At 72.1% G+C, this 19,268-nt stretch carries 23 protein-coding genes; 5 read left to right on the plus strand and 18 right to left on the minus strand.

Translation table 11 applies throughout. From position 1 onward, the window contains the following. Nucleotides 1-127: 127 nt before the first annotated feature. The 9 genes from trpA to hisI form a co-directional block, all read right to left on the minus strand. Entirely contained in the window at nt 128-946 is an 819-nt protein-coding gene (gene trpA, locus RM704_RS19680) for a tryptophan synthase subunit alpha (protein WP_033528075.1), read from the minus strand. Continuing rightward, nucleotides 943-2,232, minus strand: a complete 1,290-nt coding sequence (trpB, locus tag RM704_RS19685) for a tryptophan synthase subunit beta (RefSeq protein WP_033528076.1) — start codon at nt 2,230-2,232, stop codon at nt 943-945. Before trpB ends, trpA begins: the two co-directional genes overlap by 4 nt. 139 nt (nt 2,233-2,371) lie before the next feature. Next, on the minus strand, nt 2,372-2,722 hold the full coding sequence (trpM, locus tag RM704_RS45590) for a tryptophan biosynthesis modulator TrpM (RefSeq protein WP_438828930.1): 351 nt from the start codon (nt 2,720-2,722) through the stop codon (nt 2,372-2,374). Between the two features lie 7 nt (nt 2,723-2,729). After that, nucleotides 2,730-3,539, minus strand: coding sequence for an indole-3-glycerol phosphate synthase TrpC (gene trpC / locus RM704_RS19695; protein ID WP_033528077.1), 810 nt, complete (start codon nt 3,537-3,539; stop codon nt 2,730-2,732). A 172-nt stretch (nt 3,540-3,711) separates the two neighbouring features. Continuing rightward, nucleotides 3,712-4,146, minus strand: a complete 435-nt coding sequence (locus RM704_RS19700; RefSeq protein WP_033528078.1) for a DUF2752 domain-containing protein — start codon at nt 4,144-4,146, stop codon at nt 3,712-3,714. A 79-nt stretch (nt 4,147-4,225) separates the two neighbouring features. Next, a complete protein-coding gene (locus tag RM704_RS19705) occupies nt 4,226-4,498 on the minus strand; it encodes an HGxxPAAW family protein (protein WP_033528208.1) in 273 nt (90 codons plus the stop codon). A gap of 163 nt (nt 4,499-4,661) precedes the next feature. Then, nucleotides 4,662-5,306 (minus strand): TIGR02234 family membrane protein, encoded by a 645-nt coding sequence (locus tag RM704_RS19710; RefSeq protein ID WP_033528079.1) that lies wholly within the window; start codon nt 5,304-5,306, stop codon nt 4,662-4,664. Nucleotides 5,307-5,357: 51 nt separating this feature from the next. Then, nucleotides 5,358-6,836, minus strand: coding sequence for an anthranilate synthase component I (locus RM704_RS19715; RefSeq protein ID WP_033528080.1), 1,479 nt, complete (start codon nt 6,834-6,836; stop codon nt 5,358-5,360). An 11-nt stretch (nt 6,837-6,847) separates the two neighbouring features. Further along, complete coding sequence (gene hisI / locus RM704_RS19720) at nt 6,848-7,303, minus strand: phosphoribosyl-AMP cyclohydrolase (protein WP_052146115.1); 456 nt, start codon at nt 7,301-7,303, stop codon at nt 6,848-6,850. A 179-nt stretch (nt 7,304-7,482) separates the two neighbouring features. Here hisI and RM704_RS19725 point away from each other — a divergent pair, with 179 nt between their 5' ends. Then, a complete protein-coding gene (locus tag RM704_RS19725) occupies nt 7,483-8,118 on the plus strand; it encodes a TIGR03085 family metal-binding protein (protein ID WP_033528081.1) in 636 nt (211 codons plus the stop codon). An 80-nt stretch (nt 8,119-8,198) separates the two neighbouring features. Here the strand turns inward: RM704_RS19725 and hisF are convergent, their stop codons facing one another. The 8 genes from hisF to hisD are packed head-to-tail and all read right to left on the minus strand — an operon-like array spanning nt 8,199 to nt 13,962. Further along, complete coding sequence (gene hisF, locus RM704_RS19730; RefSeq protein ID WP_033528082.1) at nt 8,199-8,969, minus strand: imidazole glycerol phosphate synthase subunit HisF; 771 nt, start codon at nt 8,967-8,969, stop codon at nt 8,199-8,201. 55 nt (nt 8,970-9,024) lie between these two features. Further along, nucleotides 9,025-9,417, minus strand: coding sequence for a RidA family protein (locus RM704_RS19735; protein WP_033528083.1), 393 nt, complete (start codon nt 9,415-9,417; stop codon nt 9,025-9,027). After that, nucleotides 9,414-10,139, minus strand: a complete 726-nt coding sequence (gene priA / locus RM704_RS19740) for a bifunctional 1-(5-phosphoribosyl)-5-((5-phosphoribosylamino)methylideneamino)imidazole-4-carboxamide isomerase/phosphoribosylanthranilate isomerase PriA (RefSeq protein WP_033528084.1) — start codon at nt 10,137-10,139, stop codon at nt 9,414-9,416. The genes RM704_RS19735 and priA overlap by 4 nt, the downstream gene beginning before the upstream one ends. A gap of 2 nt (nt 10,140-10,141) precedes the next feature. Beyond that, nucleotides 10,142-10,792, minus strand: a complete 651-nt coding sequence (hisH, locus tag RM704_RS19745; protein ID WP_033528085.1) for an imidazole glycerol phosphate synthase subunit HisH — start codon at nt 10,790-10,792, stop codon at nt 10,142-10,144. After that, complete coding sequence (locus RM704_RS19750; protein WP_033528086.1) at nt 10,783-10,947, minus strand: CG2302 family histidine operon protein; 165 nt, start codon at nt 10,945-10,947, stop codon at nt 10,783-10,785. Before RM704_RS19750 ends, hisH begins: the two co-directional genes overlap by 10 nt. Then, complete coding sequence (gene hisB / locus RM704_RS19755; RefSeq protein WP_033528087.1) at nt 10,944-11,537, minus strand: imidazoleglycerol-phosphate dehydratase HisB; 594 nt, start codon at nt 11,535-11,537, stop codon at nt 10,944-10,946. Before hisB ends, RM704_RS19750 begins: the two co-directional genes overlap by 4 nt. Then, nucleotides 11,534-12,643, minus strand: coding sequence for a histidinol-phosphate transaminase (locus RM704_RS19760; RefSeq protein WP_033528088.1), 1,110 nt, complete (start codon nt 12,641-12,643; stop codon nt 11,534-11,536). The genes hisB and RM704_RS19760 overlap by 4 nt, the downstream gene beginning before the upstream one ends. Next, complete coding sequence (hisD, locus tag RM704_RS19765; RefSeq protein ID WP_033528089.1) at nt 12,640-13,962, minus strand: histidinol dehydrogenase; 1,323 nt, start codon at nt 13,960-13,962, stop codon at nt 12,640-12,642. The genes RM704_RS19760 and hisD overlap by 4 nt, the downstream gene beginning before the upstream one ends. A 183-nt stretch (nt 13,963-14,145) precedes the next feature. Between hisD and RM704_RS19770 the strand changes: the two genes are divergently transcribed. From RM704_RS19770 to ybaK, 4 genes are all read left to right on the plus strand, one after another. Next, the gene (locus RM704_RS19770; protein ID WP_033528090.1) at nt 14,146-15,729 is read left to right on the plus strand and encodes a hypothetical protein; all 1,584 of its coding nucleotides are present in this window, start codon (nt 14,146-14,148) and stop codon (nt 15,727-15,729) included. Between the two features lie 171 nt (nt 15,730-15,900). Continuing rightward, entirely contained in the window at nt 15,901-16,911 is a 1,011-nt protein-coding gene (locus RM704_RS19775) for a hypothetical protein (protein WP_033528091.1), read from the plus strand. A gap of 70 nt (nt 16,912-16,981) precedes the next feature. After that, nucleotides 16,982-17,722 carry an LON peptidase substrate-binding domain-containing protein gene (locus RM704_RS19780; RefSeq protein WP_033528092.1) on the plus strand — a complete coding sequence of 247 codons (741 nt, stop codon included), beginning with the start codon at nt 16,982-16,984 and terminating at the stop codon, nt 17,720-17,722. Nucleotides 17,723-17,739: 17 nt separating this feature from the next. Continuing rightward, nucleotides 17,740-18,240 (plus strand): Cys-tRNA(Pro) deacylase, encoded by a 501-nt coding sequence (gene ybaK, locus RM704_RS19785; protein WP_033528093.1) that lies wholly within the window; start codon nt 17,740-17,742, stop codon nt 18,238-18,240. 323 nt (nt 18,241-18,563) lie between these two features. Here ybaK and RM704_RS19790 read toward each other — a convergent pair whose 3' ends face one another. Beyond that, nucleotides 18,564-19,235, minus strand: a complete 672-nt coding sequence (locus tag RM704_RS19790) for a hypothetical protein (protein WP_033528094.1) — start codon at nt 19,233-19,235, stop codon at nt 18,564-18,566. Between the last annotated feature and the right edge of the window lie 33 nt (nt 19,236-19,268).

The following is a 19,268-nucleotide window of genomic DNA, read 5'->3' on the forward strand; positions in this document are numbered from 1 at the left end:
CCCACTTCCACCCGTTCGAGTGAGCGGATTGCCTGCTACGTCCAGCGATCCCCGTACGACAAACGGGTGAACGTCACGGGCTCGGGCTCCCGCACACGCCGGGTCGCACGCCTCACCATCCGGCCGCTCACGCGACCCGGCGTACGCCCTTCGCCAGGTCGCCCGCCAGTTCCCGTACGGCGTCCAGGCCGGCCGCCTCGTCGGGCGCGTCCAGCATCCGCTTCACGAACGCGGAGCCGACGATCACACCGTCGGCGAACCCGGCGACCTCGGCGGCCTGCTCGGCGTTGGAGACGCCGAGGCCGACGCAGACCGGCAGGCCCGAACCCGTGGCCCGGGTGCGTTCCACCAGGTCCTGGGCCTGCGCGCCCACCGACTCCCGGGTGCCGGTGACCCCCATCAGCGAGGCCGCGTAGACGAAGCCGCTGCCGGCCGCGGTGATCTCCGCGAGCCGAGCGTCCTTGCTGCTGGGCGCGACCACGAAGACCGTGCCGAGGCCGTGCTTCTCCGCGTGCTCCCTCCACAGCGCCGACTCCTGGACGGGCAGGTCGGGCAGGATGCAGCCCGCGCCGCCCGCCTCGGCCAGCTCGGCCGTGAAGCGCTCCACGCCGTAGCGGTCGATGGGGTTCCAGTACGTCATGACAAGCACCGGCTTCCCGGTGGCCTCGTACGCCTCACGGACCGTGCGCATCACGTCGGCGATCTTGACGCCGCCGCGCAGGGCGATGTCGTCGGCGGTCTGGATGACGGGTCCGTCGAGGACCGGGTCGCTGTGCGGCAGCCCGACCTCGACGACGTCGGCGCCGCCCTCGAAGACCGCCTTGATCGCGGCGATACCGCCGTCGACGGTCGGGAACCCGGCCGGCAGATAGGCGATCAACGCGGACCGGCCCTCCGCCTTGGCGGCGGCGAGGGTGTCACTCAACAGCTGGATGTTCCCGCTCACTTGGCGTCCCCCTCGATCTCGGCGAGATCGGCCGCGTCGGCGGCGACCTCGGCGTCGGCACCGCTGTCGTACAGGCCGAAGTAGCGCGCGGCCGTGTCCATGTCCTTGTCGCCGCGCCCGGACAGGTTCACGACGATCAGCCCGTCCTCGCCCAGCTCCTGGCCGACCTCCAGGGCGCCGGCGAGCGCGTGGGCGCTCTCGATCGCCGGGATGATGCCCTCCGTGCGCGACAGCAGACGCAGTGCCTGCATGGCCGCGTCGTCCGTGACGGCGCGGTACTCGCCGCGGCCGCTGTCCTTGAGGTGGGCGTGCTCGGGGCCGATGCCCGGGTAGTCGAGGCCGGCCGAGATCGAGTACGGCTCGGTGATCTGGCCTTCCTCGTCCTGGAGGACGTACGAGCGCGAGCCGTGCAGGATGCCCGGCTCCCCGGCGGTCAGCGTCGCCGCGTGCTCGCCGGTCTCGATGCCGTGCCCGGCCGGCTCGCAGCCGATGAGGCGTACGCCGGTGTCCGGGATGAAGGCGTGGAAGAGGCCGATGGCGTTCGATCCGCCGCCGACGCAGGCGACGGCCGCGTCGGGCAGCCGACCGGCGCGTTCGAGGATCTGCCGCCTGGCCTCGACGCCGATGACCCGGTGGAAGTCGCGGACCATGGCGGGGAAGGGGTGGGGCCCGGCGACGGTCCCGAAGAGGTAGTGGGTGCGGTCGACGTTGGCGACCCAGTCCCGGAACGCCTCGTTGATGGCGTCCTTGAGGGTCCGGGAGCCGGACTTCACGGCGACGACCTCGGCGCCGAGCATGCGCATCCGGGCGACGTTCAGGGCCTGCCGCCGGGTGTCGATCTCGCCCATGTAGATCGTGCAGTCGAGGCCGAAGAGCGCGCAGGCCGTGGCGGTGGCGACGCCGTGCTGGCCCGCTCCCGTCTCGGCGATCACCCGCGTCTTGCCCATGCGCTTGGTGAGCAGGGCCTGCCCGAGCACATTGTTGATCTTGTGCGACCCGGTGTGGTTCAGGTCCTCGCGCTTGAGGAAGACCCGGGCCCCGCCGGCGTGCTCGGCGAACCGGGGCACCTCGGTGAGCGAGCTGGGCCGCCCCGTGTAGTGGACGAGCAGATCGTCGAGCTCGCGCGCGAACTCGGGGTCGTGCTTGGCCTTGTCGTACTCCACGGCGACCTCGTCCACGGCGGCGACCAGCGCCTCCGGGATGAACTTGCCGCCGAACGCGCCGAAATATCCCTCGGCGCTGGGAACCTGACCCTCGGGGTCGGGAATGAAGAACTCACTGGACATGCGGATACCTCGCAGGGGCAGGGCCCCGTCGTTGGCCGGACTATGACTCGCGTGATCACGTACACGCGCCGTCCGTGGCGCCGCCGAACCGTCGCCGCAGGGGAGGGAACACCCGGCGGGTCGGGAGGACGGACGCGGCTCAGCTGCCCACAGGGCGTCGGCGCGTACGTGTCCTGGGCCATCGCATGCCGTTCACCTGACCCGGCTCGTCACCGATGACGTAGCGGACCCGGCGCCCGTGGACGCGACGGGCGGGCGCCCGGCAGCCACGGGGACGGCACCCGCGCGCGAGGCGGGCGTAGGGGTCCCTGGGGGTCATGGTGATCGAGAACATCGGGGCACAGCCTACCGGGACCGACTCACCCGTGTGGGCGGCACCGGCCCCGGCCGACGGCACTCGGTCCGCCGCCCCGGAGGCCGCCGCCCCGCACGCCGTCGCCCCGGCCGGGGCGGGCCCCGGCCGGTCGGCGGTGCGGGTGCGGTCGGTCATGGCCGGGTCAGCTCCGGCCGTGCCGCAGCGCCGGGTGCTCGCCCGCGGCCACGAGGTCGGCGACAGCGGTCTTGGGGTCCTTGCCGGTGACGAGGGACTCGCCCACGAGGACCGCGTCGGCGCCGGCGTTGGCGTAGGCGATGAGGTCGTGCGGGCCTCGGACGCCGGACTCGGCGATCTTGACGATGGAGTCGGGGATCTCGGGGGCGACCCGCTCGAACGTGGTGCGGTCGACCTCGAGGGTCTTGAGGTTGCGGGCGTTGACGCCGATCACCCGGGCGCCGGCGTCGACCGCGCGCTCGACCTCGTCCTCGTCGTGGACCTCCACGAGCGGGGTGAGTCCGATCGACTCGGCACGCTCGATCAGCGACTCCAGCGCCGACTGTTCGAGGGCCGCGACGATCAGCAGCGCCACGTCGGCGCCGTACGCCCGCGCCTCCCACAGCTGGTACGAGGTGACGATGAAGTCCTTGCGCAGGACGGGGATGTCCACGCGGGCGCGGACGGCCTCCAGGTCGGCCAGCGAGCCGCCGAAGCGGCGCTGTTCGGTGAGGACGGAGATGACGGCCGCGCCACCCGCCTCGTAGTCGGCCGCGAGCCCGGCCGGGTCGGCGATCGCGGCGAGCGCGCCCTTGGAAGGGCTGGAACGCTTGACCTCGCAGATCACCTTGACGCCGTCGCCGCGCAGGGCGGCCGCGCCGTCCTTGGCCGCCGGAGCCTTCGCCGCGCGCTCCTTGAGCTCGTCGAGGCTGACGCGCGCCTGCCGCTCCGCGAGGTCGGCACGGACTCCGTCGATGATCTCGTCGAGCACACTCACGCGAGCGGCCCCCTTTCAGACGGTGAAAATCGGTGACAACGTTTGACGGTCATGTATTGACAGTCGAGCGGTTCTCAGGGTTCAGGCAGTTCACTGCGATGGTATCCGGAGGAGGGCGTAGGCCTCGCATCCGGTTGACGGCGGTCCCACTACCTGGACGTTCGCCGTTCGATCAAGGATGGAGCCAGCCACCGAACGGCAGGTTCCGGACAACCGTGAAGACCAGCGCCAACGCGCCGACCGACCACATCTGAACGGTCCCGAACCGAAGGCTCAGGGGTCGTCCGCGCGCTGCCTGGACCACCCAGACGGTCCACAGCGCCGCGAACCCCACGAAGCCCGCGACGGCCAGCGCGTTGTTCGTGAGCGCGGTCGCGAGGTCGCCGTGCGCGAAGGCGTGCGCGCTGCGCAGACCGCCGCAGCCTGGGCAGTAGAGGCCGGTGAAGCGCCACAGCGGGCAGACCGGGTAGTGGCCGGGTTCGTTGGGGTCCACGGCCGCGACGTACGCGAAGGCGCCGCCGACGGCCGTGAGCACCCCGGCGGGCACCCAGAGCGCGCGGCTCCGCTGTGGCGCGGGCGGTGCGGTCTCGACGTTCACACACCGCATTCTGCCCCGCGCGGGCCGTACACGCGCACGAGGGGCGGTCCGGCGGTTTCGTGCCGCCGGACCGCCCCTCCCGCTGACGTCAGCTCTGGGCGGCGGCCGGCTCGGTGCTCGTCGTGGTGTTGGCGCGCACCGCCGCCGTCTCGTACACGGCGTGCGCGTCCTTCGGCTGGCCCATGCCCATGGCGCGCATGACCATGCCGACGACGCCGCCGAGGACGACGATGACCATGCCGGCCCAGAATCCCAGCGGCTGGGCCATCACCATGTAGGCGCCCGAGACGCAGAAACCGATGAAGGCGATGGTGACGCCGGTCCAGGCGGCCGGGGTGTGACCGTGGCTGCTGCCCGCCATGACTTGCTCCTCGTTGTTCATTGCGTCGTGCTCGGTGCGTGACGCTCGATGCCTGTGCTGAGTCGGACGCTCGTCGTCCATTGTTCCGTACGGGTACGGGTGCCATGAGCGGGGGTGTCCACTCTCACGTTCCGGATGCGTGCCCGCGCGCGGGCGGGCAGCGTCAGGCCGGGTCGGGTCCCGTCGGGTCCTCGCCGCGGTCCAGGGCCTTCCACATGTCCTCGGGCCGGTCGGGGTCGATCGGCCTGGCCCTGCGGGGGCGGGGGGTGCCGTCACGCTCGTAGCGGCCGGACATCGTGGGCCACTGCCGTCCGTAGCGCAGGGCGAGCAGCCCGGCGAGCAGGATGAGCGCGCCGCCGACGGCCGCGACGTACGGCCAGCCGGTGTGGCTGAGCGCGTCGACGGTCGCGGCGGTGTCGCCGGAGGCCTCGGCCGCCTTGTCGTCGAGCGCCGAGCTGTCGTACGCGCCGAGCAGCGCGGCGGCGACGGTGCCCGCGCCGGAGAGGGCGAGCAGGGCGGCGACCAGGACGCGCCCGGACCGGCGCACGGCGAAGACGGCGACGAGCGCGGCGAGGCCCACCACGGCGAGGGACGCCGGGACGCCGGTGACGTCGCTGCCCCTGGCGGTCAGCGGGAAGGAGCCGCCGGCCACCGTGATGGTGCCCTCCGACCAGCGCTGCCGGGTGGCGAGCAGCACGACGGCCGCGCCGAGGGCACCGCTGAGCAGGGCCAGGGCGAGGCTGCGCCGACCGGAGCGGTGGGACGCGGGTTCGGAACGGGGGTCAGGACTTGCGGTCACGTGCTCCACTATCGCCTGCGCCCCGGGTGGGTTGTCACCCGGGGCCACGTGAGAAGCGCCCTATTGTCCGAGTCGGTTGGCCGTGTGCACCGCCCTCAGGACCGCTGCCGCCTTGTTGCGGCATTCGGTGTCCTCGGCGACGGGGTCGGAGTCGGCGACGATGCCGGCTCCGGCCTGGACGTAGGCGGTGCCGTCCCTGAGGAGGGCCGTGCGGATGGCGATGGCGGTGTCGGAGTCCCCGGCGAAGTCGAGGTAGCCGACGCAGCCGCCGTACAGGCCCCGGCGGGACGGCTCCAGTTCGTCGATGATCTGCATGGCTCGCGGCTTGGGGGCGCCGGAGAGGGTGCCCGCGGGGAAGCAGGCGGTGAGGACGTCGAAGGCGGTGCGGCCCGGCGCGACCCGGCCGGTGACGGTGGACACGATGTGCATGACGTGCGAGTAGCGCTCGACCGACATGAAGTCGACGACCTCGACCGAGCCCGGTTCGCAGACCCGGCCCAGGTCGTTGCGCCCCAGGTCGACGAGCATCAGGTGCTCGGCGCGCTCCTTGGGGTCGGCGAGCAGCTCGTCGGCGAGGGCCTGGTCCTCCTGCGGGGTGGCGCCCCGGTGCCGGGTGCCGGCGATGGGGTGGACCATGGCCTGTCCGTCCTCGACCTTGACCAGGGCCTCGGGGGAGGAGCCGACGACGTCGAAGCCGTCGAAGCGGAACAGGTACATGTACGGGGAGGGGTTGGTGGCCCTCAGGACGCGGTAGACGTCCAACGCGCTTGCCGTGCACGGGGTTTCGAAGCGCTGGGAGGGGACGACCTGGAAGGCCTCGCCGGCCCGGATGCGCTCCTTGATGTCCTCGACGGCCTCCTGGAAGTCGGGGCCGCCCCACAGCGCGGTGTACTCGGGCAGCTCGGACGGCGGGAGGGCCGCCGGGGGCTGCGCCACGGGCCGCGCGAGGTCGGCCTCCATGGCGTCGAGGCGGGCGACGGCGTCGGCGTGGGCCTCGTCGACGCCGGTGTCCAGGTCGTTGTGGTTGATGGCGTTCGCGATCAGCAGGACCGAGCCCTCCCAGTGGTCCATGACCGCCAGGTCGCTGGTCAGCAGCATGGTCAGCTCGGGCAGCCGCAGGTCGTCCCGCTCGCCGGGGCCGATCTTCTCCAGGCGGCGCACGATGTCGTAGCCGAGGTAGCCGACCATGCCGCCGGTGAAGGGCGGCATGCCTTCCTGGTGCGGGGTGTGGAGCGCCTCGATGGTGGCGCGCAGCGCGGCGAGGGGGTCCCCGTCGACGGGGACGCCGACGGGTGGGGTGCCGAGCCAGTGGGCCTGGCCGTCGCGGGCGGTGAGGGTGGCGTGGCTGCGGACGCCCACGAAGGAGTAGCGGGACCACGAGCGGCCGTTCTCGGCGGACTCCAGCAGGAAGGTGCCGGGGCGCTCGGCGGCGAGCTTGCGGTAGAGCCCGACGGGGGTGTCGCCGTCGGCGAGGAGCTTGCGGCTGACGGGGATGACACGACGGTCGGTGGCCAGCTTGCGGAACGTCTCGAGGTCCATGGCGGCTGACCTTACTGATCCAGTGACGGTACGTCGGAATCGGCGGCGCCCGGGGCGCCCTCCACGACCTTGAGGACGTCCTCGTCGAAGCAGGTGCGGTCGCCGGTGTGGCAGGCGGCGCCGACCTGGTCGACCTTGACGAGGAGGGTGTCGGCGTCGCAGTCCAGGGCGACGGACTTCACCCACTGGAAGTGGCCGGAGGTGTCGCCCTTGACCCAGTACTCGCGGCGGCTGCGCGACCAGTAGGTGCAGCGCCCGGAGGTGAGGGTGCGGTGCAGGGCCTCGTCGTCCATCCAGCCGAGCATGAGCACCTCACCGGTGTCGTACTGCTGGGCGATGGCGGGCAGGAGCCCGTCGGCGCCGCGCTTGAGGCGGGCGGCGATCTCGGGGTCCAGCGCACTGGGGGTGCCGGGGCCGGCGGGGGCTCCGGGATCGAGGGGGCTGCTGGAGGACGGCGTGCTGGTCATGCGTGCCATTGTGCCGCGCCACGCCGACCGGCCTCGTCCGTTGTCCACAGGCCGGACCTGCTTGTCGTACGAACGCCGCTCCGGCCGGGCGCCCGTGCCTCCCCGGCCCGGGGCGGTTCGCCGCGTCCCGGCCGGACCTGCGCTGGGCGCGGCGCCCGCACGGTCGTAGGCTGGCTGGCATGTCGACCCATGCCAAGCGTGAACGGCTTCTCTTCGCCGACCTGTTGGAGACCGCGGGCCCTGAGGCCCCCACCCTGTGCGAGGGCTGGACGACCCGTGATCTGGCCGCGCACGTGGTGGTGCGCGAGCGCCGCCCCGACGCGGCCGGGGGCATCCTCATCAAGCAGCTCGCGTCGCGCCTGGACCGGGTGATGGAGGAGTTCGCCGCGAAGCCGTACGAGGAGCTGATCCAGCTCGTCCGTACCGGTCCGCCGCGTTTCTCGCCCTTCTCCCTCAAGCAGATCGACGAGGCCTCGAACACGATCGAGTTCTACGTCCACACCGAGGACATCCGCCGCGCCCGGCCCGAGTGGTCCCCGCGCGAGCTCGACCAGGTCTTCCAGGACGCCCTGTGGTCCCGTCTGGAGCGCACCGCCCGCCTCATGGGCCGTGGCTCCCCCACCGGTCTGGTCCTGCGCCGCCCCGACGGTCAGACGGCGGTGGCCCATCGTGGCGCCCCGGTCGTCACCGTCACCGGTGAGCCTTCCGAGCTGCTGCTGTTCCTGTACGGCCGCCAGCAGGTGGCCGACGTGGAGCTGGAGGGCGAGAAGGAGGCGATCACCAAGCTGCACGAGACGAAGCAGTTGGGGATCTGAGGCGCGGTCGCGGCGGGTGCGCCCCGGGTGGTGAGCCCCGGCCGCCCGGTGCGCGGGGCTCACCTCGACGGTCCGGGGCGTCACCGTACGGCGTGCCCGGCCCCCCGCAGCGCGTCCTTGACCTCGCCGATGCGCAGGTCGCCGAAGTGGAAGACGGAGGCGGCGAGGACGGCGTCGGCACCCGCCTCGATGGCCGGGGAGAAGTCGGCGAGCTTGCCGGCGCCGCCGGAGGCGATGACCGGGACGGTCACGTGCTTGCGGACGGCAGTGATCATCTCCAGGTCGTAGCCGTCCTTGGTGCCGTCGGCGTCCATCGAGTTGAGCAGGATCTCGCCGGCGCCCAGCTCGGCGGCGCGGTGGGCCCACTCGACGGCGTCGATGCCGGTGCCCTTGCGGCCGCCGTGGGTGGTGACCTCGAAGGAGCCTTTGGAGCCGCTGCGGGAAGGGGTGCGGCGCGCGTCGACCGAGAGCACCAGCACCTGGCGGCCGAACCGCTCGGCGATCTCGCGGATCAGGTCGGGGCGGGCGATGGCGGCCGTGTTGACGCCCACCTTGTCCGCGCCGGCCCGCAGCAGCTTGTCGACGTCCTCGGCGGTGCGGACGCCGCCGCCGACGGTCAGCGGGATGAAGACCTGCTCGGCGGTGCGGCGCACCACGTCGTAGGTGGTCTCGCGGTTGCCCGACGAGGCGGTGATGTCGAGGAACGTCAGCTCGTCGGCGCCCTCGGTGTCGTACACCTTCGCCATCTCGACGGGGTCGCCCGCGTCGCGAAGGTTCTGGAAGTTGACACCCTTGACGACCCGGCCGTTGTCCACGTCCAGGCAGGGGATGACTCGGACCGCCAGGGTCATGAATCCACGGCTCCTTAGAAAAACCCAGAAAGGCTCGGCCAGGCTCGCGAGAGGCCTAGCCCCGGAATGCTTCGATCTCTACTTCGACCAGGATGCGCGGGTCGACGAACCCCTCCACGACCAGCAGGGTCGCGGCCGGACGCACCGGGTCGAAGATCTCCTTGTGGGCCCGCCCCACGGCTTCCACGTCCCGCATGTGCGTCAGGTACATCCGCGTACGGATCACGGCCCCGGCACCGAGCCCGAACTCGCCGAGCGCCTCGACCGCGCTGGTGAAGGCCACCTTGGCCTGCTCGTACGGGTCGCCCTCCCCGTAGAGCACATCGCCCTTGAAGGCCGTCGTGCCCGCCACCAGGACGCGGTCGCCCGCCGCGACGGCGCGCGCGAAACCGAAGGACTCCTCCCAGGGACTCCCGCTCTGGACACGCCGTACGGCATCGGACGTCATGACGACACAGCCTCCAGGGCCTCTTCCAGGGTGAACGCCTTCGCGTACAGGGCCTTCCCGACGATGGACCCCTCGACACCGAGGGGCACCAGCTCGGCGATGGCCCGCAGGTCGTCGAGGGAGGAGACCCCGCCGGAGGCGACGACCGGGCGGTCGGTGGCCGCGCAGACGTTCCTCAGCAGCTCCAGGTTCGGGCCCTGGAGGGTGCCGTCCTTGGCGATGTCCGTGACCACGTACCGCGCGCAGCCCTCCTTGTCGAGGCGCTCCAGCGTCTCGTAGAGGTCGCCGCCGTCGCGGGTCCAGCCGCGGCCCTTGAGCGTCGTGCCGCGTACGTCGAGGCCCACGGCGATCCGGTCGCCGTGCTCGGCGATGACCTTGGCGACCCACTCGGGGGTCTCCAGGGCGGCGGTGCCGAGGTTGACCCGGGTGCAGCCGGTGGCCAGGGCCTTCGCCAGGGAGGCGTCGTCCCGGATGCCGCCGGAGAGCTCGACCTTGATGTCCATGGCCCGGGTGACCTCGGCGACCAGGTCCCGGTTGTCGCCGGTGCCGAACGCGGCGTCCAGGTCGACCAGGTGCAGCCACTCGGCGCCCGCGCTCTGCCAGGAGAGTGCGGCCTGGAGCGGGGAGCCGTAGGAGGTCTCCGTGCCGGACTCGCCGTGGACGAGCCGGACCGCCTGGCCGTCACGGACGTCGACGGCGGGGAGGAGTTCGAGCTTTGCCATGGCTACAGGGTTCCGATCCAGTTGTTCAGCAGCTGCGCTCCGGCGTCGCCGGACTTCTCGGGGTGGAACTGGGTGGCCCACAGGGCGCCGTTCTCCACGGCCGCCACGAACGGCTTGCCGTGCGTGGACCAGGTGACCTTGGGGCTGGTCAGGGTCGGGTTGTGCGTCTCCAGGGTCCAGTCGTGGACGGCGTAGGAGTGCACGAAGTAGAAGCGGGCGTCGGCGTCGAGGCCGGCGAACAGCTCGGTGCCGGCCGGGGCGTCGACGGTGTTCCAGCCCATGTGGGGCACGATCTCGGCCTGGAGCGGTTCGACCGCGCCGGGCCACTCGTCGAGGCCCTCGGTCTCCACGCCGTGCTCGATGCCGCGCGCGAAGAGGATCTGCATGCCGACGCAGATGCCCATCACCGGGCGGCCGCCGGAGAGGCGCCGGTCGATGATCCAGTCGCCGCGCGCCTCCTTGAGGCCCTTCATGCAGGCGGCGAAGGCGCCGACGCCGGGGACCAGCAGCCCGTCGGCGTTCATGGCCCTGTCGAAGTCACGTGTTATCTCGACCTCGGCGCCGGTGCGCGCGAGGGCGCGCTCGGCGGACCTCACGTTCCCGAAGCCGTAGTCGAAGACGACGACCTTCTTGGACGCGGTGCTCAATTCCACACCTCCAGCCGCAGGATGCCCGCGACGAGACACATCGCGGCGCCGATCGAGAGCAGCGTGATGAGGCTCTTGGGCATCTGCTGCTTGGCGAACGAGATGATCCCGCCGACCAGGAAGAGGCCGACGACGATCAGGACGGTGGACAGACCGTTCACAGCGCGCCCTTCGTGGAGGGCAGGATGCCGACCGCACGCGGGTCGCGCTCGGAGGCGTAGCGCAGCGCCCGGGCCAACGCCTTGAACTGGCATTCGACGATGTGGTGCGCGTTGCGCCCGTACGGCACGTGGACGTGCAGCGCGATCTGGGCCTGGGCGACGAAGGACTCCAGGATGTGCCGGGTCATCGTGGTGTCGTACTCGCCGATCATCGGCGCCATCTTCTCGGGCTCGGTGTGCACGAGGTAGGGGCGGCCGGAGAGGTCGACGGTGACCTGGGCGAGGGACTCGTCCAGCGGCACCGTGCAGTTACCGAAGCGGTAGATGCCCACCTTGTCGCCGAGGGCCTGCTTGAAGGCGGCGCCCAGCGCGAGGGCGGTGTCCTCGATGGTGTGGTGGGAGTCGATGTGCAGGTCGCCGTCGGTCTTCACGGTCAGGTCGAACAGACCGTGCCGGCCGAGCTGGTCGAGCATGTGGTCGTAGAAGCCGACCCCGGTGGAGATCTCCGTCCTGCCGGTGCCGTCGAGGTCGATCTCGACGAGGACCGACGTCTCCTTCGTCGTCCGCTCTATGCGTCCTACGCGGCTCATGCGTTCTGCTCCTTCTTGAGTTCACGGACCGCGTCGAGGAACGCGTCGTTCTCTTCGGGGGTGCCGGCGGTGACCCGGAGCCAGCCCGGCACTCCGTTGTCCCGGACCAGGACACCCCGGTCGAGGATCCGCTGCCACACGGTGTGGGAGTCGTCGAAGCGGCCGAACTGCACGAAGTTGGCGTCGGACGCGGTGACCTCGTAGCCGATCGCCAGCAGTTCCTCCACCAGCCGGTCCCGCTCCGACTTCAGCTGCTCGACGTACTTCAGCAGTGTGCCGGTGTGCTCCAGGGCTGCCAGGGCGGTCGCCTGGGTGACGGCGGAGAGGTGGTACGGCAGCCGGACCAGCTGGACGGCGTCCACGACCGCCGGGTGGGCGGCGAGGTAGCCGAGGCGCAGGCCCGCCGCGCCGAACGCCTTCGACATCGTGCGCGAGACGACGAGGTTCGGGCGGCCCTCGATGAGGGGCAGCAGCGAGTCGCCGTGGCTGAACTCGATGTACGCCTCGTCGACCACGACGAGCGACGGCTTCGCCGCCTGCGCGGCCTCGTACAGCGCGAGGACGGTCTCGGCCGGGACAGCGGTGCCCGTGGGGTTGTTGGGGGTGGTGACGAAGACGACGTCGGGCCGGTGCTCGGCGATCGCCTTCTCGGCGGCGGCGAGGTCGATCGTGAAGTCGTCGTTGCGGGGGCCGGAGATCCATTCCGTGCCGGTCCCTCGGGAGATCAGACCGTGCATCGAGTACGAGGGCTCGAACCCGATGGCGCTGCGGCCGGGCCCGCCGAAGGTCTGCAGCAGCTGCTGGATGACCTCGTTGGAGCCGTTGGCGGCCCACACGTTGGCGAGGCCGACCTGGTGGCCGGAGGTGTCCGTCAGGTACGCGGCGAGCCGGGTGCGCAGTTCCACGGCGTCCCGATCGGGGTAGCGGTTGAGGTTCCGGGCCGCCTCCCGCACCCGCTCGGTGATCCGCTCGACGAGCGGCTCGGGCAGGGGGTACGGGTTCTCGTTGGTGTTCAGTCGTACGGGGACGTCGAGCTGGGGCGCGCCGTAGGGGCTCTTGCCGCGCAGTTCGTCCCGTACGGGGAGATCGTCGATTCCGAAGCTCACTTGCCAGGTACCTTCCAGCCGAACCTTGCCTTGATCGCCGCGCCGTGCGCGGGGAGGTCCTCCGCCTCCGCCAGCGTCACCACGTGGTGCGCGACCTCGGCCAGCGCGTCCTCGGTGTAGTCGACGATGTGGATGCCGCGCAGGAAGGACTGGACGGACAGACCGGAGGAGTGGCAGGCGCAGCCGCCGGTCGGGAGCACGTGGTTGGAGCCGGCCGCGTAGTCGCCCAGCGAGACCGGCGCCCAGGGGCCGATGAAGATCGCGCCCGCGTTGACGACACGCTCGGCGACCCGGGCGGCGTCGGCCGTCTGGATCTCCAGGTGCTCGGCGCCGTAGGCGTTCACGACGCGCAGGCCCTCGTCGACGCCGTCGACCAGGACGATCGCGGACTGCCGGCCGGCCAGGGCGGGCCGGATGCGGTCCTCGATGTGCTTGGTGGCCTCGACCTGCGGCTGGAGCTCCTTCTCGACCGCGTCGGCGAGCGCGACGGAGTCGGTGACGAGCACGGCGGCGGCGAGCGGGTCGTGCTCGGCCTGGCTGATCAGGTCGGCGGCGACGTGGACCGGGTCGGCGGTGTCGTCGGCGAGGACCGCGATCTCGGTCGGGCCCGCCTCGGAGTCGATGCCGATGACGCCGGTGAAGTACCGCTTGGCGGCGGCCACCCAGATGTTGCCCGGCCCGGTGACCATGGGGGCGGGCGGGCAGGACTCGGTGCCGTACGCGAACATCGCGACGGCGGTGGCGCCGCCGGCCGCGTAGACCTCGTCGACGCCGAGCAGGGCGCAGGCGGCCAGGATCGTGGGGTGCGGAAGCCCGTCGAACTCGGCCTGTGCCGGTGAGGCGAGGGCGATCGAGCCGACTCCGGCCTCCTGCGCCGGGACCACGTTCATGATCACGGAGGAGGGGTAGACGGACCGGCCGCCGGGGGCGTAGAGGCCGACCCGTTCGACCGGCACCCACTTCTCGGTGACGGTGCCGCCGGGCACGACCTGGGTGGTGCGGTTGGTGCGGCGCTGCTCGCGGTGGACGATGCGGGCGCGCCGGATCGACTCCTCCAGGGCCGCGCGGACGGCCGGGTCGAGCTGCTCCAGGGCCTCGGTGAGGGCCTCGGCCGGGACTCGCACGGAGGTCAGCCGGACCCCGTCGAACTTCTCCGCGAAGTCGATCAGCGCCGCGTCTCCCCGATGATGCACGGCCTCGCAGATCGGACGCACCTTCTCCAGGGCGGCCGAGACGTCGAAGTCGGCTCGGGGCAGCAGGTCGCGCAGGGCGGGTCCCTCGGGGAGGGCGTCGCCGCGCAGATCGATTCGGGAGATCACAGGCCCAATTCTCTCAGACCCGCGTCGGCGGCCGTCCGCGCGTTCCAATGGCTGATACGGCCCCGCGCGGGAACCCGGAAGATCCTCTTCACGTCTTGCGTTCAGGCTGTCACTCAGCGGGCATCACCAGCGTAAACAGTTGCGCGATACACGCGAATGCGGAGGACGGGGGAAGGAAGAGTCGTGAGCGAGGGGCCCGGCATCCGGGACGACGGGGAACTGCCGGAGGACCTGACCGCCGCCGAAGCGGGCATGTGGCAGGCCTTCCGCAACGGCAGTGTGTACGACCTGCGGGACGGGGACGTCGCCGTGGACGATCCGCACGGCGGCCACCCCTGGGGCCCCGAGCGGACCGTGCGGGCCCGGATCGTGGCCTGGCTGCTGCTGGACGGACCGCCCGCGCTGGCCGGCCGGGTGTCCGCGCTGAAGCTGGTCGGCGTCCAGATCAAGGGCGTCCTGGAGCTCGCGGGCGGCCAGGTGGTGCCGTACGTCGAGATGAAGGGCTGCCGGTTCGAGAAGGAGATCCTGCTGCCGGAGGCCCGTTTCACGACCGTACGGCTGGTGGACTGCTCGGTGCCCCGGCTGGAGGCCGCCCGGCTGCACACGGAGGGCGATCTGCATCTGCCGCGCTGCCGGTTCCACAACGGGGTGCGGCTGGCGGACGCCCAGATCGGCACCGATCTGCTGCTCAACCAGGCGGTCGTCTACCGCGACCGGCACGGCCGCTCGCTCTCCGCCGACGGGCTGACCGTCGCCCAGGACGTCCAGGCCGAGATGCTGGAGTCGCACGGCGAGCTGAGCCTGCGCGGCGCGACGGTCGGCGCCTCGCTCAGCCTGCGCGGCAGCCGGCTCGCCAACCCCTACGGGCGCCTCGCCCTGAACGCGCCGCAGCTGACCGTCGAACGCACCCTGTACCTGACCCCGGCCGGCATCGGCAATCCGCTGCACACCAGCGGCAGCACACCCGCGCGCGGGACCCGTGTGCAGCGCTTCGAGTGCCAGGGCGGGATCCGGCTGGACGACGGGCGGTTCGGGGACTCCGTCGACCTGGAGCGGGCCAGGTTCACCTTCACGGACGAACAGGAGCTGTCGCTGCGTCGCGTGCAGGTGCCCGAACTGCGGTTCCTAGGGGAGAGACCTGAGCGCGGCAAGGTCGTCCTGTCGGGGGCCCGCGTCGGCGTCCTGATCGACAATTCGGCCAGCTGGCCCGGGCCCGGCAACCTCCACATGGGCGGCTTCCAGTACGAGACCCTGGTGCCGCGCGACCGGTTTCCGCTGGCCAGAAGGTTGGAGTGGGTGGCGGCGGCGACCGCCGAGTACAGCCCGGAGCCGTACGAGCGGCTGGCGACCGTGCTGCGGGCCGGCGGGGACGACGAGGGCGCCCGCGAGGTGCTCCTCGCCAAGCAGCGCCACCGGCGGGAGAACCTGCCGCTCGCGGCCAAGCTCTGGGGGTACGCGCAGGACTGGACGGTCGCGTACGGGTACCGGCCGGGCCGGGCCGCGGTGTGGATGGCGTTGCTGTGGGCGTTGACCTCGTACGCCTTCTCGCACGCCGACCATCCGCCGATGAAGAGCGGCGAACATCCGCACTGGGACCCGTCCCTGTTCGCCCTGGACCTGCTGCTGCCGGTCATCGACCTCGGCCAGGTCGGCTACTGGCAGCTGCGGGGCGGCTGGCAGTGGCTGGCGGCGGTGGTCATCATCCTGGGCTGGATCCTGGCGACGACGGTGGCGGCGGGCGCCACCCGCCTCTTGAGCAGGAACTGACCGATTCCGATCGGAAGTTGACCGGTGATTTCGACCTGATCTCCGCATCAGACAACCTGACTCGCTTTCCCTCCGTCTTCGTACCGGAACATCAACTCGCGAAACCACGAAGGTGAGCACCCGGACCGCGAGAGCGGCACCGGGCAAAGGCGCAAAGGGGGGCCAGGCGCCATGGATCCGCTGCGTGCGCTCGTCCGTACGGCCCGGATGGCACGCCACACCTCACGGCTAGCCGCGGGGCTGCCCGCCGACGACGAGGTGCTGCTCGACGCCCCCGACGAGCGGCTCGGGCCCGCGCTGGTGGCGGCCGGCCGCGGGGACCACACGCCCGTGGCGAAGCTGCTGGCGACCACCCGGGAGGCCGCCGAGTGGGAGAACCGCGACCGGTACGCGTTACGGCTCGCCGCGTTCGCCCACGCGCGCGACGAGTGGCTGCGGACCTGGCACCGGGCCGCACCGCACGACCCGGACGTCCTGCTGGTCAGGGCCGAACTGGCGGTGGCCCGCGGCTGGCGCTCCCCCGCCCGCGCCGAACTGCTGCGCGAGGCGGGCCCGTTGATCACGGCGGCGGCCGAGTGGGAACCCCGCGATCCGGTGCCCTGGCGGATCGCCCTCGACCACGCCCGGGGCACGGGGCTCGGCCACACCGGCTTCGAACAGCTCTGGAGGGAGGCGGTCCGCCGCTCCCCGCACCACTACGGCTGTCATGTCTCGGCCCTGAAGTACCTGTCCGCCGCGTGGTACGGCTCGCACCGCGAGTGCTTCGACTTCGCCGAGCGGGCCGCCGAGGACGCGCTTCCCGGGTCCCTGGTCCGGGCCCTGCCGGTGCGGGCGGCCTTCGCGTACCTCGCGGACGGTGGCGGGGCCGCGATCCCGCGCGCCCGCCTGGACCGGGCGGCTGACGGCGCGATCGCGCTCTCCGCCGAGTACGGGCCCGGCGATCCATGGCCGGCCGAGGTCCGCAACCTGCTGACCTACGTCCTGGTCCGGCTGGAACGCTGGTCCGACGCCCTGGCCCAACTGCGCATGATCGGCCCCTACGCCACGTCCTTCCCCTGGGACCGGGTGTCGGACGATCCGCTGGGCCAGTTCCTCCAGTTGCGGGACGGCGTGCGGCTGGAGGTGGCGTGCTCGATCCCGCTGCGCGCACGGCCGCGGAGGCCGGGGCGGGCCGAAGGATAGCTCCGGCGGGAGGTCACCAAACGAGTACGGACGAACGCGCCCGCCCCGACGACCATTAGGCTCTGGCCTCGTGACCACCGTCCGGCTGCCGCTCTTCCCCCTGAACTCGGTGTTGTACCCGGGACTCGTGCTACCTCTGAACATCTTCGAGGAGCGCTATCGCGCCATGATGCGCGAGTTGCTGAAGACCCCCGAGGACCAACCCCGCCGCTTCGCCGTGGTCGCCATCCGCGACGGCCACGAGGTCGCGCCGAGCGCCCCGGGCATGCCTGATCCGACCGCGCTGCCCGACCGGGGCCCCACGGCGGGCTTCGGCGAGGAACCGACGAAGGCGTTCCACTCCGTGGGCTGCATCGCGGACGCGGCCACCATCCGGGAGCGCGACAACGGCACGTACGAGGTCCTCGCCACCGGCACCACCCGTGTGCGCCTGCTCTCGGTGGACACCACGGGTCCGTTCCTGATGGCGGACCTGGAGGAACTGCCGGAGGACGCGGGCGACGAGGCGGGCGCGCTCGCCGAGGGTGTCCTGCGGGCGTTCCGCCAGTACCAGAAGCGGCTCGCGGGGGCCCGGGAGCGCTCACTGTCGACGGGCGCCGACCTGCCCGACGAGCCGGCCGTCGTCTCGTACCTGGTCGCCGCGGCGATGATGCTCGACACGCCCGCCAAGCAGCGGCTCCTCCAGGCCCCCGACACGGCGTCCCGGCTGCGTGACGAGCTGAAACTCCTGCGCGCCGAGTCCGCGATCATCCGTAGTCTGCCGTCGTTGCCCGCGTCGGAGCTGACGCGGGGTCCGACGAGCCTCAACTGACGTACACGAGAAGGCCGATGGCGAAGAAGTCGAAGAAGCAGCAGGCGGGTGGCACGCCCGCGACGGTGGCCCTGACGGCGGCGGGCGTGGAGTTCACCGTGCACGCCTACGAGCACGATCCGGCGCACCCCTCCTACGGCGAGGAGGCGGCCGAGGCGATGGGCGTGTCGCCCGAGCGGGTCTTCAAGACCCTGGTCGCGGACGTCGACGGCGCCCTCGTGGTGGCGGTCGTGCCGGTGGCGGGCTCGCTGGATCTGAAGTCGCTGGCGACGGCGGTCGGCGGCAAGCGGGCGGCGATGGCCGATCCCACGCTCGCGGAGCGCACGACGGGCTATGTCCGTGGCGGTATCTCCCCCCTCGGCCAGCGCAAGAGGCTCCGCACGGTGCTGGACGTGTCGGCGGACGCGCACGCCACGATCTGCGTGTCGGCCGGGCGACGGGGCCTGGAGGTCGAGCTGTCCCCGGGGGATCTCGCGAAGCTCACGGAGGCGGTGTCCGCGCGGATCGCTCGCGCGTGACCCTCCGGGGGGCGGCGCGTTTTCGGCTGCGGCCCGGAGGGGCTTCTCGCGCAGTTCCCCGCGCCCCTGAAAAGCAGGGGCTGCGCCCCATGCTTTTCATCCCGCGGCCCCATCGCCTTCAGGCCCGCGGCCCCATCGCCTTACAGGCCCGCAGGCCCGTTGCGCTTCAGGCCGCAGGCCGTGGTCTTTCGCGGCCCGCAGGCCGTGGTCTTTCAGGCCCGCAGGGCCTGAAGCTTTTAGGGGCGCGGGGAACTGCGCGAGAAGCCCCCACACACCCGCACCCGCCGACACACCCGAACCCCCGAACTATCAGGCGCCCGAAATCACACCACCGGCACGCCGTACCCGTCCTTCCCCGGCTCGGACTCGAACGGCTCGGGATCACGCGGTCCGAACAGCGCCGTCAATCCGAGGTGCACCAGCAACCCCGCGAACGGCCAAGCCAGCAGCGCACCCTTCGCCGCGAGCTTCAGCGGCGCCGAGAACGTCACCCCCTGCCCGACCTCCTCGGCCCGCGCGGCGACATCGGTCCCGGGCCCGAGCCACACCCCGAGCCGCCACGCCAGCACGGCCCCCAGCAGCCCGCCGACCATGAGCGCCACGACCAGCGGCACCCCGCCACGCCGGCGCAGCAGGAACACGACGAGCGCGCTCAGCGCCCCGACGCCCAGGGCCAGCAGCGTGAACGTTCCGTCGACACCCACGGCCTGCTCGCCCTCGGTGTCCTTGAAGTAGACCGCCGACCCGTCGGAGACGAGCGGTACGTGCGGCGCGAGCCACCACCACAGGACGCCCAGCAGCGCGCCACCGAGCAGCGCCATGACCACGGTGACGACGGCGGCCTCGATCAGCTCGGTCCTCAGGCCGGGGCCGGCCGGCTTCTCCGGCCCGTACCAGGGTTCCGCCCCGTCCCCACCGCTGGTGGGCGGCGGAGCCCAGGGGTCGTTCGGGGACTGGTCGTGCGGCGGCGGTGGAGGAGTCAACGGTGCGGTCACCCTGCCATCGTGCCAGGCCCGGCCGCGCGCCGC

Source organism: Streptomyces gottesmaniae, from assembly GCF_031845845.1.
In the GTDB taxonomy this organism is placed as follows: Bacteria; Actinomycetota; Actinomycetes; order Streptomycetales; family Streptomycetaceae; genus Streptomyces; species Streptomyces akebiae.

Excerpts from the sequence above, each read along its gene's own strand:
- RM704_RS19715 (WP_033528080.1), bottom strand. The coding sequence starts at position 6,836 with ATGGACCTCGAGACGTTCCGCAAGCTGGCCACCGACCGTCGTGTCATC.
- hisF (WP_033528082.1), bottom strand. The coding sequence starts at position 8,969 with ATGACCCTGGCGGTCCGAGTCATCCCCTGCCTGGACGTGGACAACGGC.
- trpB (WP_033528076.1), bottom strand. The coding sequence starts at position 2,232 with ATGTCCAGTGAGTTCTTCATTCCCGACCCCGAGGGTCAGGTTCCCAGC.
- hisI (WP_052146115.1), bottom strand. The coding sequence starts at position 7,303 with ATGACCAGCACGCCGTCCTCCAGCAGCCCCCTCGATCCCGGAGCCCCC.
- hisB (WP_033528087.1), bottom strand. The coding sequence starts at position 11,537 with ATGAGCCGCGTAGGACGCATAGAGCGGACGACGAAGGAGACGTCGGTC.
- RM704_RS19725 (WP_033528081.1), top strand. The coding sequence starts at position 7,483 with ATGTCGACCCATGCCAAGCGTGAACGGCTTCTCTTCGCCGACCTGTTG.
- ybaK (WP_033528093.1), top strand. The coding sequence starts at position 17,740 with ATGGCGAAGAAGTCGAAGAAGCAGCAGGCGGGTGGCACGCCCGCGACG.
- priA (WP_033528084.1), bottom strand. The coding sequence starts at position 10,139 with ATGGCAAAGCTCGAACTCCTCCCCGCCGTCGACGTCCGTGACGGCCAG.
- RM704_RS19700 (WP_033528078.1), bottom strand. The coding sequence starts at position 4,146 with ATGCGGTGTGTGAACGTCGAGACCGCACCGCCCGCGCCACAGCGGAGC.
- RM704_RS19735 (WP_033528083.1), bottom strand. The coding sequence starts at position 9,417 with ATGACGTCCGATGCCGTACGGCGTGTCCAGAGCGGGAGTCCCTGGGAG.
- RM704_RS19775 (WP_033528091.1), top strand. The coding sequence starts at position 15,901 with ATGGATCCGCTGCGTGCGCTCGTCCGTACGGCCCGGATGGCACGCCAC.
- trpM (WP_438828930.1), bottom strand. The coding sequence starts at position 2,722 with ATGACCGACCGCACCCGCACCGCCGACCGGCCGGGGCCCGCCCCGGCC.
- RM704_RS19705 (WP_033528208.1), bottom strand. The coding sequence starts at position 4,498 with ATGGCGGGCAGCAGCCACGGTCACACCCCGGCCGCCTGGACCGGCGTC.